Below are 12,930 nucleotides of genomic sequence, written 5' to 3'. Positions count from 1 at the left end.
TCCTGATTTGTCAGCGTTCGAACAGCCGGTCGGCAAGCAGCTCGCGCGCCTGCCAGCCGCGGCGTTCGAGTTCGGGGATGTCGGAAGGCACCTCGGGATAGCCGAGACAGAGCAAGGCGATCAGCGTCCAGTCGGGCGGCACGTCGAGCAGCGCGGTCACGGCATCGGGATCGAGGATCGACACCCACCCGAGGCCGATGCCGCGCGCGCGGGCGGCGAGCCACAGCGTGTGGATCGCCGTGACGCAGGAATAGCGCAGCATCTCCTTCATGGTAGCGATGCCGAGGCCGTCTCCGGCCGCCGGGCGCTCGTCGCAGAACACCGCGAGCAGTTCGGGTGCTTCGCGCAGTCCGTGGAGCTTGAGCGCGCGATAGGCGTCGCGCCTCCCCTCCTCCGCATAGCCGGCGGCAGCGCGGGCATTCTCGGCGTCGACATGGGCCGCCAGCTTCTCGCGCAGCGCCGGCGTGCGGAGCCGCACGAAGCGCCAGGGTTGCGCATTGCCCACCGAGGGCGCGAGCGCGGCCGTCTCCAGCAGCGCCGTCATTTCCTCCGCCGGGAGCGCGCGCGTGTCGAAATGGCGCACGTCGCGGCGCCAGCGCAGCAGCGTGTCAAACTGGCGGAGGAATGCCGCGTCGAAGGTGGGCGCGGTGCTCAGAACTCGATCCCCTTCTGCGCCTTAACACCCGATCGGAACGGGTGCTTCACCTGCGTCATTTCGGTGACCAGATCGGCGGCTTCGATCAACGCTTCGGGGGCGTTGCGGCCGGTGACGATGACGTGCTTCATCGGCGGCCGCGCTTCGAGCACCGCCAGCACCTCGTCGAACGGCAGATAGTCGTAGCGCAGCGCGATGTTGAGCTCGTCCGCCAGCACCATGTCGTAGGAGGGATCCGCGATCATCCGCTTCACCTCTTCCCAAGCCATCCGGGTGACGGCGATGTCGCGGGCGCGGTCCTGCGTGTCCCAGGTGAAGCCCTCCCCCATCGGCTTGAACTCGACCTGATCGGGGAAGGCATCGAACACCGCCTTCTCGCCGGTCGTCATCGCGCCCTTGATAAACTGGACGACGCCCACCTTCATGCCGTGGCCGATCGCACGGACGACCATCCCCATCGCCGCGCTGCTCTTGCCCTTGCCCTTGCCGGTATGGACGATGAGCAGCCCCTTCTCCTCGGTCTTGGTCTCCATCATCGTGGCGCGGGCGGCCTGGATCTTGCGCATCTTCTCGGCATGCGCGGTGTCGTCGCGGGTCATTGGGGGGCCTTTCGCAGGAGGTACACGTCCATGATCCAGCCATGGCGGGCGCGGAGTTCGGCGCGGGTGGCGGCGATGCGCGGCCCGGCTTGGCCAAGCGGCCCATAATCCAGCGCCTGTTGGGGCATGCCGAGATAGGCACCCCACCAGATGATGAGGCCCGCCGGATCGAGCGTCTGGAACGCGCAGCCGCCGTCGAGCATCACGACCAGCGTGTCGGCTTCGGGCGGCCAGCCATGGCTCCGCAACAGGCGGCCGGTGGTGATCGTCACGGCGCCGGCGAGCGGGTTGAGCGGGATGGCGTGCGCGGCGGTGAGCGCCTGGATGCTGGTGATGCCGGGCACCACGCGAACGGTGACGTCCGGCAGCCGCGCGGCGATCCGCAGCGTGCTGTCGTAGAGCGACGGGTCGCCCCACACCAGCAGCGCGACCTTGCCTGCACCCGGCAGATGTGCAGCGATGGCCACGCGCCAGGCGTCGGCGATGGCGTCGTGCCAGGCATGGACCGCCTGGACATAGTCCTGCCCTGCCCGCACCGGCATGTCGAACGCGACGATCGGCACGGGTCGGGTGAGAACTGCGGCGCAGATCGCCGCGCGCAGATCGGCCAGATCGGGAGCATTATCCTTCCGGGGCACGAGGATCAGGTCGGCGCCGTTGAGCGCGGCGATCGCCTCGCCAGTCAGGTGCGCCGGGTTGCCGGTGCCGATGCCGATCAGCTGGAGCGCGATCATGCAGCCGCCGCGATCAGGTGGAAGAAGCTGCCCGTGGCGTTGCCCCGCACCGACCCGGTCTCTGGGACGGCGTTCCCCTCGGCATCGGCGACATCGGCGAGCGGTGCGTCGGTCTGCGAGACGATCGTCGAATAGTGGAACTCATGGCCAGTCAGTCGCGCACCCGCGGGCAAGCCTGCAACCGGCGCAAGGAGCGTCGCCTGCCGATAGCCGAGATGCATCCGCCGCTGGGCGTGGCTGGTGACGAGGCCCAGCAGCCCCGCCATGCGGTGGGTCTCCCCGCCCTTGTCGACCAACGCCTCGCCCAGCACCATATAGCCGCCGCACTCGCCGTGCACCGGGCGCTGCTCGGCATGCGCGCGCAGGCCGGAAAGGAAGGTCTCAGCCGCCGAAATCGTGGCGGCGTGGAGCTCGGGATAGCCGCCGGGGAGCCAGACGAGGTCCGCAGCGGCATGGGGCGCCTGATCGGCCAGCGGGGAGAAAGGCAGGATCTCGGCCCCGGCCCGGCGCCAGCCTTCGAGCAGGTGCGGGTAGAGGAAGGAGAAGGCCGCATCCTGCGCGATGGCGATGCGCTGGGCGGGCGGCGCTGGCAGTTTCGCACTCGCGTCTGCGCGGTGCAGTGCCGTCGCTGCCGCGGCCGCGCGCAGGGCGTCGAGATCGACGTGGTCTCGGAGGAACGCCGCATAGTCGGCAATGGTGCGGTCGAGGTGCGGATGCTCGACGGCCTGTACCAGCCCCAGATGCCGCTCCGGCAGCGCCAGATCGGCACGGCGCGGGAGTGCGCCAAGCACCGGAATGCCTGCAGTCTCCATCCCTGCCCGCACCAGTCGCTCGTGGCGCGGGCTGGCGACGCGGTTGAGGATCACCCCGCCGAAGGGAACGCTCGGATCGAGCCGGGCAAAGCCCAGCGCGGTCGCCGCCGCCGACTGCGCCTGTCCCGAGACGTCGACCACCAGCACTACCGGCCAGCCATAGCGCCGTGCCAGATCGGCGGTGGCGCCCGTGCCGCTGGCACCTGCCCGCGCCACCCCGTCGAACAACCCCATCGAGCCTTCGGCAAGCACCAGGTCGCTCTGGCCGGTTTCGCCGGCGAGCCCGTCGAGCAGGCCGGCGTCCATCGACCAGCTGTCGAGATTGTACGACGCGCGGCCGCTCGCCACGCGGTGGAAGGCCGGGTCGATATAGTCCGGCCCGTTCTTGAATGGCGTGACGGCGACGCCCGCCTCGCGCAGCGCGCGGAGCAGGCCCAGCATCACGGTCGTCTTGCCGGTGCCCGAAGCGGGCGCCGCGATGATCAGGCCGGGCACGCTCATTCGCCGCTGCCTGCGAACGGCGACGACGCGTCCTGCGGCCGGAAGCGGCGGTCATAGCCGGCGGCGTAGAGGCTGCTCTCGGCGAAGTTCTCCGCAGCCAGCACCGTGCCGACCAGGATCAGCGCGGTACGCTCCATGGTTCCGGCCACCGCCGTTTCTATCGTCGCCAGCGTCGCCCGCACGATCCGCTCGTCGGGCCAACTCGCCCGCCACACCACTGCGACCGGGCAGTCCGCGCCATAGGCGGGCAGCAGGTCGGCGACGAGCGTCGCGAGATTGTGGATCGACAGATGGATCGCCAGCGTCGCGCCCGTAGCGGCGAAGTTGGTCAGGCTCTCGCGCGGCGGCATGCGGCTGGCGCGGCCGGGCGTGCGCGTGAGGACCAGCGACTGGCCGAGCTCGGGCAAGGTCAGCTCCGCCTCCAGCGCGGCGGCGGCGGCGGCGAAGGCCGGCACACCGGGAGTAACCGTGAACGGAATGCCAAGCGCGCGCAGCCGGCGCAGCTGCTCGCCCATCGCCGACCATACCGACAGGTCGCCCGAATGCAGCCGAGCGATATCTTGGCCGACGGCATGGGCGGCGACGATCTCCGCCAGGATCGCATCGAGGTCCATCGGCGCGGTGTTCACGATCCGCGCGCCCGGCGGGCAATGTGCGAGGATCGCCTCCGGGATCAGTGATCCGGCATAGAGGCATACCGGGCTCGCCGCGATCAGGTCGCGGCCGCGCAGGGTGAGCAGGTCGGGTGCGCCGGGGCCGGCGCCGATGAAATGGACGGTCATGCGGGGGCTCCTTCGGCGATGGCGCAGGTCGCCATGCGGTCGGGGGAAATCTGGCGGGAGACGAGCAGGCGGGCGCCCGGTCCGGCGGCGGCGAGCGCAGCGGCCTCGGCGACGCTGCCGGTGCCGTGGGCGGCGAGACTGGCCGCGGAGCGGGTCGGCGTGGCGATGCCAGCCACCGCCTCGACGGCGATGGCAGGCAGGCCGAGTGCCGCCAGCAGCGGCAGCTTCTCGGTCAACGTCGCGACGTGGGTGACGGGCGGCGCACCGGCCTGCGCCAGCGCGAGCGCAGCGCGCAACGATGCCGCGGTGGCGCCGCTGCGATAGCCGAAGCCAGCGACGATCATCGCGTGACGCTCCACTGCACCACCGGATAGCGTGCGCGCCAGCCATGGCGGCTGCCGAGCGGCACCGCATCGGCCAGCTCGATCCGGAGCAGGCTCCCGCCCTCGGCGCCGTGCCACCGGGCGAGCAGCGCCTCGGACTCAAGCGTCACCGCATTCGCGACCAGGCGGGTGCCGGCGGGCACGCGTGCCCAGAGCGCTTCCAGCAACGCCTGCGAAAGGCCGCCGCCGATGAACACTGCATCGGGAACGCCCTCCGGCAGTACGGCCGGCGCGCGGCCCAGCAACACGGCCAGGCGATCCACCCCGAGCCGTGCGGCGTTGACCCGTGCGCGCTCGGCACGCACCGGATCGGCTTCGATCGCGATCGCCCGATTGGCGGGATGCGCGAGCAGCCACTCGATCCCGATCGATCCCGAGCCCGCGCCGATATCCCACAGCAGATCCCCCGCGCGCGGCGCAAGCGCGGACAGGGTCAGCGCCCGCACCGGCTGCTTGGTGAGCTGACCGTCGGATTCGAACCAGCCATCGGGCCGTCCGCTTGCGAGCGGCAGCACCGCCCCCTCGCCCGCCGGTTCCATACCGACCATCACGGGGTGCGCGATATCCTCCCAGGCGAGCGCATCTACGCGTACCGAGCGGACCCGCTCCCGCGCGCCGCCAAGCGCCTCGAGCACATGCAGCATCGAGGCGCCGAACCCCTCCCCGGTCAGATAGGCCGCCAGCCCCGCCGCCGCCGCGCCGTCCCGAACCGTCGCCACCAGGTGCCGACCGGGCGCGAGATGCGGTCGAAGCTGGCTGAACGGCGCAGCGTGCAGCCCGAGGCACGTGGTATCCTGCAGCGCCCATCCCAGCCGCGATGCCGCCAGCGCAAAGCTGGACGGCGCCGGGTGCGCGGTCCATTCCTCGCGGGCGAGATGCCGGGTGACGCTGGTCCCCGCGCCGAACCAGAAGGGGTCGCCCGAGGCGAGCAGCACCACCCGGCGACCGCGCTCGGCGAGGAGCAGGGGCACGCCGTCGGCAAAGGGCACTGGCCACGCGCGCGCTTCGCACCTAAGCCGCGGCAGCAACGAGAGGTGGCGGGCGGCGCCCAGGACCAGCTCGGCGGTTTCCAGCGCCGCGCGGGCGGCGGCGGAAAGACCGTCCGCACCATCCTCCCCAAGTCCGATGATGGTGAGCCAGGGAAGATCAGCCATGCCGAACATCCTGCTGCTGGGCGGTACCACCGAAGCGAGTGCGCTCGCGCGGTTGCTGGCGCAACGCGGCGTGACGGCAGCGCTGAGCTATGCTGGGCGCACCGAGGCGCCGCGTGCGCAGCCGATCCCGGTGCGAGTGGGCGGTTTCGGCGGCGTGGACGGATTGGCCGCGTATCTGCGCGAGGCGCGCGTGACGCATCTGGTCGACGCCACCCATCCCTTCGCGGCGACGATGAGCGCCAACGCGGTCGCGGCGGCGCAGTTGGCGGGCGTCCCGCTGCTCGCCCTCACCCGCCCCGCCTGGATGCCGGTTCCGGGCGACCGATGGACGCGGGTCGCCGATATCGAAGGCGCCGTGGCTGCGCTCGCCGGTGCGCCGCGCCGCATCCTGCTGGCGCTCGGCCGGATGCATGTCGCCGACTTCGCGGCGATGCCGCAGCACCATTATGTCCTGCGCTTCGTCGATGCGCCGATGGCACCGCCCCCGCTCCCCGATCATGCGCTGATCGTCGATCGCGGCCCCTTCACCCCCGAAGGCGACCGTGCGTTGATGGAAGCGCACCGCATCGATCTGGTCGTCTGCAAGAATGCCGGCGGCCGTGGCGCCGAGGCGAAGCTGGTCGCGGCCCGTGCGCTCGGCATCCCGGTGCTGATGATCGACCGCCCCGCGCTGCCGCCTCGCGCCGAGGTCACCGATCCGGCGGCCGTGCTGGAATGGCTGGATCATGCGCCCGCTCCCACCGAGCGCGGGGTGTAGAGGATCGGCCGCGCGGCCCCCTCGATCCAGCGCGTCTGGCTCGATCCCAGGATCACCATGGTGCGCATGTCGGCCATATCGGGGGTCGCCTCGCCGAGTGACACGATCCGCAGGTCTTCCTCCGGGGTCGAGACAGCCCGCGCGAACAGGATCGGGCGATCCGGCCCGCAGACGTCCAGCAGCAGCGCCAGCACCCGCGCAAAGCCGTGCGGCCGGGCCTTGGACCGCGGATTGTAGAAGGCCATCGCAAAATCGGCCTCGGCGGCGAGCCGCAGCCGCTTCTCGATTAGCGCCCAGGGCTTGAGGTTGTCCGAGAGGTTGATCGCGCAGAAGTCGTGCCCGAGCGGCGCCCCCGCCCGCGCGCTCGCCGCGAGCATCGCGGTGATCCCCGGCAGCACGCGGATGTCCAGCGCGCGCCATGCCTGCGGCCCGGCTTCGAGCGCCTCGAACACTGCCGCCGCCATCGCGAACACGCCGGGATCGCCCGACGACACGACCACCACGCGTCGCCCCTGCGCCGCAAGATCGAGCGCGAGCGCCGCACGGTCGAGCTCTACCCGGTTGTCCGAAGCGTGCAGCGTCAGCCCCGCGCGCGGCACCACCCGCGCGACATAGGGGATATAGCCGATGACGTCGGTCGCCTCGGCCAGCGCGGCCGTGACCTCGGGCGTCACCAGCGCTTCGTCCCCCGGCCCCAGCCCGGCGATGGCCAGCCAGCCGCTCATGGGCGGCGCCCCCGGCCATGGATCAGCAGGATCGAGAAATAGGGCGTGACGCTGGTCGCCTCGGCGAGCGGGGTCACCCGCTGCTCGGGCATCGCGGCGTGCTCGACGAGCCACGCCTCCGCCTCGCGACCTGCGGCGGCGACGGCGCTGCGCAGCTTGGCCAGATTACGCCCGATCTTCATCACCACCAGCGCATCGGTGTCGCGGATGCGGCGGACGAGTTCCTCCTCGGGCAGCGTCGCCATCGCGATGGTCAGCACATCGTCGCCCCAGGTGATCGGCTGGCCGGTCGCGTTCCATGCCCCCGCCATGCCGGTGATGCCCGGCACCACCGCCACCGGCACATGTCCCGACAGCCGCGAATGGAGGTGCATGAACGAGCCGTAGAAAAAGGGGTCACCCTCGCACAGCACCACCACGTCCTCGCCGGCACGGGAGAGCGCCAGCAGCCGCTCGGTGCATTCGGTGTAAAAGGCGGACAGGCAGGCATTGTAGCGCGGGTCGCTGACCGGGATCTCGGTCGTCACCGGATATTCCATCGGCAGCTCGATCGCGTCGGCCCGAAGCATGCCCTCCGCGATCCGTCGCGCCTGGCCCGGCCGACCTGCCTTGCGGAAGTAGGCGACATGCCGCGCACCGCGCACCAGCCGGTCAGCGCGGACGCTCAGCAGGTCGGGCGCGCCGGGACCAAGGCCCACGCCGTGAATGGTGCCGAGGCTCATTCGGCGCGGCTCGCCACTGCGTTGACCGCGGCGACGGTGATCGCGCTGCCGCCCAGCCGCCCCTCGACGATGCAGCAGGGCACCGGCGCGGCGGCCCACAGCGCCGCCTTCGACTCCACCGCGCCGACGAACCCCACCGGGCAGCCGATGATCGCGGCCGGGCGCGGACATGCCGGGTCCTCGAGCATGTTGAGCAGATGGAACAGCGCCGTCGGCGCATTGCCGATCGCCACCACCGCCCCGGCCAGATGCGGCCGCCAGAGCTCCAGCGCCGCCGCCGAGCGCGTGTTCGCCATGTCCCTGGCGAGCGCCGGCACCTGCGGGTCATGCAGCGTGCAGAGGACGTGATTGTCCGCAGGCAGCCGCGCGCGCGTGATCCCCTCGGACACCATCCGTGCATCGCACAGGATCGGCGCGCCCTCGGCCAGTGCCGTCCGGGCCGCCTGTCCGAAGCCCGGCGAGAAGCGGATATGGGGCGCCAGCTCGACCATTCCGGCCGCGTGGATCATGCGCACCGCGACGGGCTCCTCCTCGGGCGAGAAGCGGGCGAGATCGGCCTCGGCGCGGATCGTCGCGAAGGACCGTCGGTAGATGGCGGCGCCATCGGTTTCGTAGCGGTACGGCATCAATCGGTTCCGAAAAGAGCAAGCAGCGCGTCGGGCGTGAGCCCGGTTCGGGTCGGCGGGGCGCCGGCACGAGCGTCGAAGGCCAGATCGAACCGGCCCTCCCGCCCCGTCACGACCACGTCGGCGGCGACGGCCCGCGCACAGCCCTTCGCGCAGCCCGAGATGTGGAGGCGCCCAGAGACCAGCGGCGCGAGCTGGCGCGCCAGTGTTCGCGTCTCGACGCTGGCCTGCGGACAGGCAGGCGCGCCGACACAGGCGTCGGCGCGCAGCAGCGGATCGGCCGGATCGACGATCAGGCCGGCCGCGTCGAGCCAGGCACCTTCGGCAAGGATCGTGCGCCACGGCGTGATCCGGACCCCCGCGACATCCTCGACAATCGCGTCCGCCAGTGCTGCGGCGTCGAGTTGCCCGAACGGGACTGCCAGGGCGGTGCCGAGCGGGTGCGGGCCCGGCGCGATCGGCCCGGCGGGCGCAGCGGGAGCGACACGCCCGGCTGCCCAGTCCGGCAGCGGCGCGGCGTGGCGCGCCATGCGACCGGCGCTGGCGCCGCCGGTCTCGACGAACCAATGCGCCAGCCGGACGAGCGCGGCGGCCTCGTCCCCGGTGGCCATGGGTGCTCCGTTCGCGCGGCCGTCGGCGCGGAGGATCAGCTGCCCCCCGGCGTCTCGCTCGATCCTGAAATCGCCCGGTGCATTGGCCAGCAGCGGCTGGGGCCCGGCGTCGATCACGAAGCCCATCTTGCCTGGCAGGCTCGGCAGCGCGTCGATCATCGCGAGCAGATCGCCTGCGATGCGTTGGGTGTCGTCGCCTGGCTGCCAATCGGGTGCGACCAGCAGGTTGCGGCGCTTCTCCGCTTCCGCATCGGGATCGACGAGCTCCAGCGCGATCAGTCGATCGACCAGCTTCCGCCAACCAGCTTCGCCAACGCCGCGGACCTGCAGATTGCTGCGGCTGGTCAGGTCGATCAGGCCGTTGCCCTGCGCCAGCGCGGCATCGCAAAGGCCGAGCAGTTGCGCGCGCGTCAGCCGGGCAAGCCGCGGCTTCACACGTACCAGCAGGCCGTCTCCCGACGCCATCGGCCGCCATGCGTCCGGGCACCAGCCGCGCACCTGGAAGTCGCTCATGCCGCACCTCCGAGGCCGGCCAGGATCGAGTTACGGCGCGTCTGCCAGAGCCCTGCCGCATGCAGCGCCGCGAAGCGCGCCTCCATGGCGGCCAAGGCCGCCGGGTTCTCGCGGGCCAGGAAGTCGCGCACCTCGGCGTCGCCCAGCGTCGCGTCGTGGTACAGATCGAAGAGCTGCGGCGGCACCGCGTTCGCCAGATGCGCGAAGGTGCCGAGATGATCGAGTGTCGCCGCAATCTCGGCCGCGCCGCGGAAGCCGTGGCGGCGCATGCCGGCGATCCACCCCGGATTAGCCGCGCGTGATCGGACGACGCGGGCGATCTCTTCGGTCAGCGGCCGGGCGACCGGGCGCGCGGCATCGCGGGCGTCCAAGTGATAGAGTGCCGTCGACCCGCCGCTGAGGGCCTTGGCGGCGGCGAAGCCGGCTTCGTGCGCGGCGTAATCGGCGGCGAGCAGCAGGTCCGTCTCGGGCAGATCCTGCAGATGGACGAACGCATCCGCACCGGCCAACCTCGCGCGCAATCCCTCGGGATCGGCCACCGCCTCGCGGCCGTCGAAGGCATGATCCGATGCGGCGAGCCATGCCTCGCCCGCCGCGTGCCGCGCCTCCTCGGTATAAGTTTCCGCCGCATCGCCCAAGCCGAGCCCGTAGCTGCCAGGGCGGGGACCATAGACGCGCGCGCCAGCATCCTTGCCGGCGAACGGATTCCACTCCGGTGCTTCGTCACGCGCCGCCAGCGCCCGGACCGCTTGGCCGAACAGCTGCGGCAGGGTCGGAAAGGCATCGCGGAACAGGCCGGAGACGCGCAGGGTGACGTCGATCCGCGGACGGTCGAGCATCGCGAGCGGCAGGATCTCGACCCCGGTCACCCGTTCCGAGGCCGTGTCCCACACCGGCGCGGCGCCGAGCAGATGGAGCGCCATCGCAAATTCCTCGCCCGCGGTGCGCATCGTCGCCGAGCCCCACAGGTCGACGACCAGCCCCTTGGGATAGTCGCCTTGATCCTGCAGGTGGCGGCGGATCAGCTCGTCGGCGAGGACGATGCCCTGCCCGTGCGCGGCCCGGCTGGGCACCGCGCGCGGGTCAATCGTATAGAGATTGCGGCCGGTGGGCAGCACGTCGGTACGGCCGCGGAAGGGCGAGCCCGAGGGCCCCGCCGCGATCCGCTTGCCCGCCAGGCCCGCGAGAAGGCCGGCGCGTTCCTCGTCCCCGCACGCGCCGCGCCCGAAGACATGGAGCCCGTCGCCGAACTGGCCTTCCTTCACGTCGCACACGAACCGGTCGATGCGGGTGATCGCCTCGGCGCTGCTGGCGGCGCCGTCGAGCCCCAGCTCGGCGTCGAGCCCGACCGCGCGGGCTTCGTCGCGGATCGCGGCCTGGAGGCGGTCGCGCCGCGCGGGATCGAGGCCGACGGCGTTGGAGAATTCGTCGAGCAGCGCCTCGATCCGGCCCAGGCCGGCGCCGGACCCCGCCGCCTTCAGTGCAGGCGGCAGATGGCCGATGGTGACCGCGCCGGTGCGGCGCTTGGCCTGCGCGGCCTCGCCGGGATCGTTGACGATGAAGGGGTAGAGGATCGGCAGGCCGCCGGTCAGCGCCTCGGGCCAGCAGGCATCGGAGAGTGCGACCGCCTTGCCGGGCAGCCATTCGAGCGTCCCGTGCGCGCCGACATGGACGAGCGCGTCGATGCCCTGCGCCCGCAGCCACAGGTAGAATGCGACATAGCCGTGGCGCGGGACCCGGCCGACATCGTGGTAGCTGTCCTCGCGCGTCGCCGGATCGCCGCGTTCGGGCTGGAGCGCGATCAGCAGCGTGCCGCTTCGGATCGCATGGAAGTGGACATGGCCGTCGCGGCACGCGGGATCGGCGTCGGGCTCTCCCCAAGCCGTGTCGAGGGCCTCGCGCAGGGGCTGGGGCAGTGTCGCGAGCGCTTCGCGATAGGCGGCCAGCGGCCAGCGCAGCGTGTCGCGCTGCAGCCGTTCGGCCAGACTGTTCACCGGCTGTCCCAGGTCCGCAGCGATGGCTTCGGCGGAGGCGAGCGCGTCCAGGCCGACGGCGTGCGCGAGTTGCCAGGCCTTGCCGGGATAGGTGGAGAGAACAAGCGCCATGCGCTGCTCCGCCACGGGCTTCGTCGCAAGCGCGACCCAGCCTGCGACGCGTGCGACGATCGCCTCGATCCGCTGCGGCTCGGCGCGGTGGATCGTGCGGGCAAAGCCCAGGGCCTCGTCGCGCGCCTCGGCCGCCTTGAAGCTGGCGACGCCGACGAACACACGCCCGTCGAGTTCGGGCAGGACTACATGCATCGCGAGATCGGCAGGCGAAAGCCCGCGTTCGGCACTGGCCCAGGCGTCCCGCGGCGCGGTGGCGAGCGCGACCTGAAACACCGGCACACCGGCAGCGTCGAGCGGCGACCGGCCCTGTTCGTCGCGTGCCGAAAAGGCGGTGGCGTTGACGATCGCGGCGGGGGCGAGGTCGCGCACCCATTGCTCTACCTGCGCGCGGGCGTCCGGCGCCTTGAGCGAGGGTACGAAGATCGACAGCGTGTCGAAGCCGGCGCGCTCGAAGGCGGCGTGAAGCGCCTCGAACGGATCGACGTCGCAGGCGGCAAGATAGGAGCGGTAGAAGACGATCAGGACCAGCGGCCTGCCGGTGCGGGTCCAGCTTGGTCGTTCCACCGCCTCACACCCATCGTCATCCCCGCGTAGGCGGGGATCCATTGGTGGGAAGCTTTCGGCTCCTGTCACCGGCGTCCTGGCAAATGGATCCCCGCCTTCGCGGGGATGACGGTTAGGGAGGAAAACGACGCCATACGCAGGATGCCAGAGGCCGAACGCCGGCAACGGCGTGTACGCCTCGGCCTCCCCCGAGCCGATATTCGCCGCCTTCGCCAGCACACCCAGCGCTACCCGTGCCGCGTCAGCACCACCGGCGTCGCAAAGTGCGGAAAGCTCCCGCAGCACGGCCACCGGCACGGTCGACGCCGCATCAAGCCGCTCGTCCGGCCGCCCGTCCGCCGGGAGCACCGCGAGCGCGATCCCCCGTTCGCGCGCCAGTGCCTCCACCTGCTGGAGGCCGTAGCTCCAATAGGGCATGCCGCCGATCAGCCGGATCAGGATCGCTTTCGCCCCCGACAGGGTCCGCTCGACATAGGTGTCGACCGACAGCGGGTGCATCAGCGCCGCGAGGTTCGCCAGCCGCAGCGAGGGCAGCGCCCCCTGCCCGCCACGCCACGCCGCCGCGAACGCACCGAGATCGCTGTCGGAAAAGGACAGCACCACCAGGTCCGCAGGCGCCTGCCCGAGGTCCTGGGGCGAGGCATTCTCCTCCAGCCCGTGCGTTTCGCGGAACAGGACGTGCAT

13 protein-coding genes are annotated in these 12,930 nt (G+C 71.6%); 1 reads left to right on the top strand and 12 read right to left on the bottom strand.

What is annotated here, in order from left to right; all coding sequences use genetic code 11:
- Positions 1–10: 10 nt before the first annotated feature.
- From bluB to cbiE, 7 genes are read right to left on the bottom strand one after another with little or no spacing between them, the layout of a single operon-like run.
- On the bottom strand, positions 11–655 hold the full coding sequence (gene bluB, locus BM009_RS07075) for a 5,6-dimethylbenzimidazole synthase (RefSeq protein ID WP_093295018.1): 645 nt from the start codon (positions 653–655) through the stop codon (positions 11–13).
- Complete coding sequence (gene cobO, locus BM009_RS07070; protein WP_093295017.1) at positions 652–1,254, bottom strand: cob(I)yrinic acid a,c-diamide adenosyltransferase; 603 nt, start codon at positions 1,252–1,254, stop codon at positions 652–654. Before cobO ends, bluB begins: the two co-directional genes overlap by 4 nt.
- Positions 1,251–1,988, bottom strand: a complete 738-nt coding sequence (cobF, locus tag BM009_RS07065) for a precorrin-6A synthase (deacetylating) (protein ID WP_093295015.1) — start codon at positions 1,986–1,988, stop codon at positions 1,251–1,253. Before cobF ends, cobO begins: the two co-directional genes overlap by 4 nt.
- Complete coding sequence (locus BM009_RS07060; RefSeq protein WP_093295014.1) at positions 1,985–3,301, bottom strand: cobyrinic acid a,c-diamide synthase CobB; 1,317 nt, start codon at positions 3,299–3,301, stop codon at positions 1,985–1,987. Before BM009_RS07060 ends, cobF begins: the two co-directional genes overlap by 4 nt.
- Positions 3,298–4,083, bottom strand: a complete 786-nt coding sequence (gene cobM / locus BM009_RS07055) for a precorrin-4 C(11)-methyltransferase (RefSeq protein ID WP_093295012.1) — start codon at positions 4,081–4,083, stop codon at positions 3,298–3,300. Before cobM ends, BM009_RS07060 begins: the two co-directional genes overlap by 4 nt.
- The gene (locus tag BM009_RS07050) at positions 4,080–4,427 is read right to left on the bottom strand and encodes a cobalamin biosynthesis protein (protein ID WP_093295011.1); all 348 of its coding nucleotides are present in this window, start codon (positions 4,425–4,427) and stop codon (positions 4,080–4,082) included. The genes cobM and BM009_RS07050 overlap by 4 nt, the downstream gene beginning before the upstream one ends.
- On the bottom strand, positions 4,424–5,620 hold the full coding sequence (cbiE, locus tag BM009_RS07045; protein ID WP_093295009.1) for a precorrin-6y C5,15-methyltransferase (decarboxylating) subunit CbiE: 1,197 nt from the start codon (positions 5,618–5,620) through the stop codon (positions 4,424–4,426). The genes BM009_RS07050 and cbiE overlap by 4 nt, the downstream gene beginning before the upstream one ends.
- On the opposite strand from cbiE, the gene BM009_RS07040 reads away from it, so the two are divergent.
- Positions 5,619–6,377, top strand: coding sequence for a cobalt-precorrin-6A reductase (locus BM009_RS07040; protein ID WP_093295008.1), 759 nt, complete (start codon positions 5,619–5,621; stop codon positions 6,375–6,377). The genes cbiE and BM009_RS07040 overlap by 2 nt on opposite strands.
- Here the strand turns inward: BM009_RS07040 and cobJ are convergent.
- The 5 genes from cobJ to cobN are packed head-to-tail and all read right to left on the bottom strand — an operon-like array spanning position 6,344 to position 12,930.
- Entirely contained in the window at positions 6,344–7,102 is a 759-nt protein-coding gene (gene cobJ, locus BM009_RS07035) for a precorrin-3B C(17)-methyltransferase (protein WP_093295006.1), read from the bottom strand. The genes BM009_RS07040 and cobJ overlap by 34 nt on opposite strands.
- Positions 7,099–7,824, bottom strand: a complete 726-nt coding sequence (cobI, locus tag BM009_RS07030; protein WP_093295005.1) for a precorrin-2 C(20)-methyltransferase — start codon at positions 7,822–7,824, stop codon at positions 7,099–7,101. The genes cobJ and cobI overlap by 4 nt, the downstream gene beginning before the upstream one ends.
- A complete protein-coding gene (locus BM009_RS07025) occupies positions 7,821–8,450 on the bottom strand; it encodes a precorrin-8X methylmutase (protein ID WP_093295003.1) in 630 nt (209 codons plus the stop codon). The genes cobI and BM009_RS07025 overlap by 4 nt, the downstream gene beginning before the upstream one ends.
- Positions 8,450–9,574, bottom strand: coding sequence for a cobalamin biosynthesis protein CobG (locus BM009_RS07020; RefSeq protein ID WP_093295002.1), 1,125 nt, complete (start codon positions 9,572–9,574; stop codon positions 8,450–8,452). The genes BM009_RS07025 and BM009_RS07020 overlap by 1 nt, the downstream gene beginning before the upstream one ends.
- The gene (gene cobN / locus BM009_RS07015; protein ID WP_093295000.1) at positions 9,571–12,930 is read right to left on the bottom strand and encodes a cobaltochelatase subunit CobN; all 3,360 of its coding nucleotides are present in this window, start codon (positions 12,928–12,930) and stop codon (positions 9,571–9,573) included. Before cobN ends, BM009_RS07020 begins: the two co-directional genes overlap by 4 nt.

Origin of the sequence: Sphingomonas sp. NFR04 (assembly GCF_900114095.1) — a bacterium.
Lineage (GTDB): Bacteria > Pseudomonadota > Alphaproteobacteria > Sphingomonadales > Sphingomonadaceae > Sphingomonas.
Note: the sequence above shows the minus strand (reverse complement) of the source record. Positions and strands in the feature narration are given on the sequence as shown.

Coding starts and splice junctions, on each gene's coding strand:
- cobN (WP_093295000.1), bottom strand. CDS start 12,930: ATGCACGTCCTGTTCCGCGAAACGCACGGGCTGGAGGAGAATGCCTCG.
- cbiE (WP_093295009.1), bottom strand. CDS start 5,620: ATGGCTGATCTTCCCTGGCTCACCATCATCGGACTTGGGGAGGATGGT.
- BM009_RS07040 (WP_093295008.1), top strand. CDS start 5,619: ATGCCGAACATCCTGCTGCTGGGCGGTACCACCGAAGCGAGTGCGCTC.
- cobO (WP_093295017.1), bottom strand. CDS start 1,254: ATGACCCGCGACGACACCGCGCATGCCGAGAAGATGCGCAAGATCCAG.
- cobI (WP_093295005.1), bottom strand. CDS start 7,824: ATGAGCCTCGGCACCATTCACGGCGTGGGCCTTGGTCCCGGCGCGCCC.
- BM009_RS07025 (WP_093295003.1), bottom strand. CDS start 8,450: ATGCCGTACCGCTACGAAACCGATGGCGCCGCCATCTACCGACGGTCC.
- BM009_RS07020 (WP_093295002.1), bottom strand. CDS start 9,574: ATGAGCGACTTCCAGGTGCGCGGCTGGTGCCCGGACGCATGGCGGCCG.
- BM009_RS07050 (WP_093295011.1), bottom strand. CDS start 4,427: ATGATCGTCGCTGGCTTCGGCTATCGCAGCGGCGCCACCGCGGCATCG.
- cobJ (WP_093295006.1), bottom strand. CDS start 7,102: ATGAGCGGCTGGCTGGCCATCGCCGGGCTGGGGCCGGGGGACGAAGCG.
- cobF (WP_093295015.1), bottom strand. CDS start 1,988: ATGATCGCGCTCCAGCTGATCGGCATCGGCACCGGCAACCCGGCGCAC.
- cobM (WP_093295012.1), bottom strand. CDS start 4,083: ATGACCGTCCATTTCATCGGCGCCGGCCCCGGCGCACCCGACCTGCTC.
- BM009_RS07060 (WP_093295014.1), bottom strand. CDS start 3,301: ATGAGCGTGCCCGGCCTGATCATCGCGGCGCCCGCTTCGGGCACCGGC.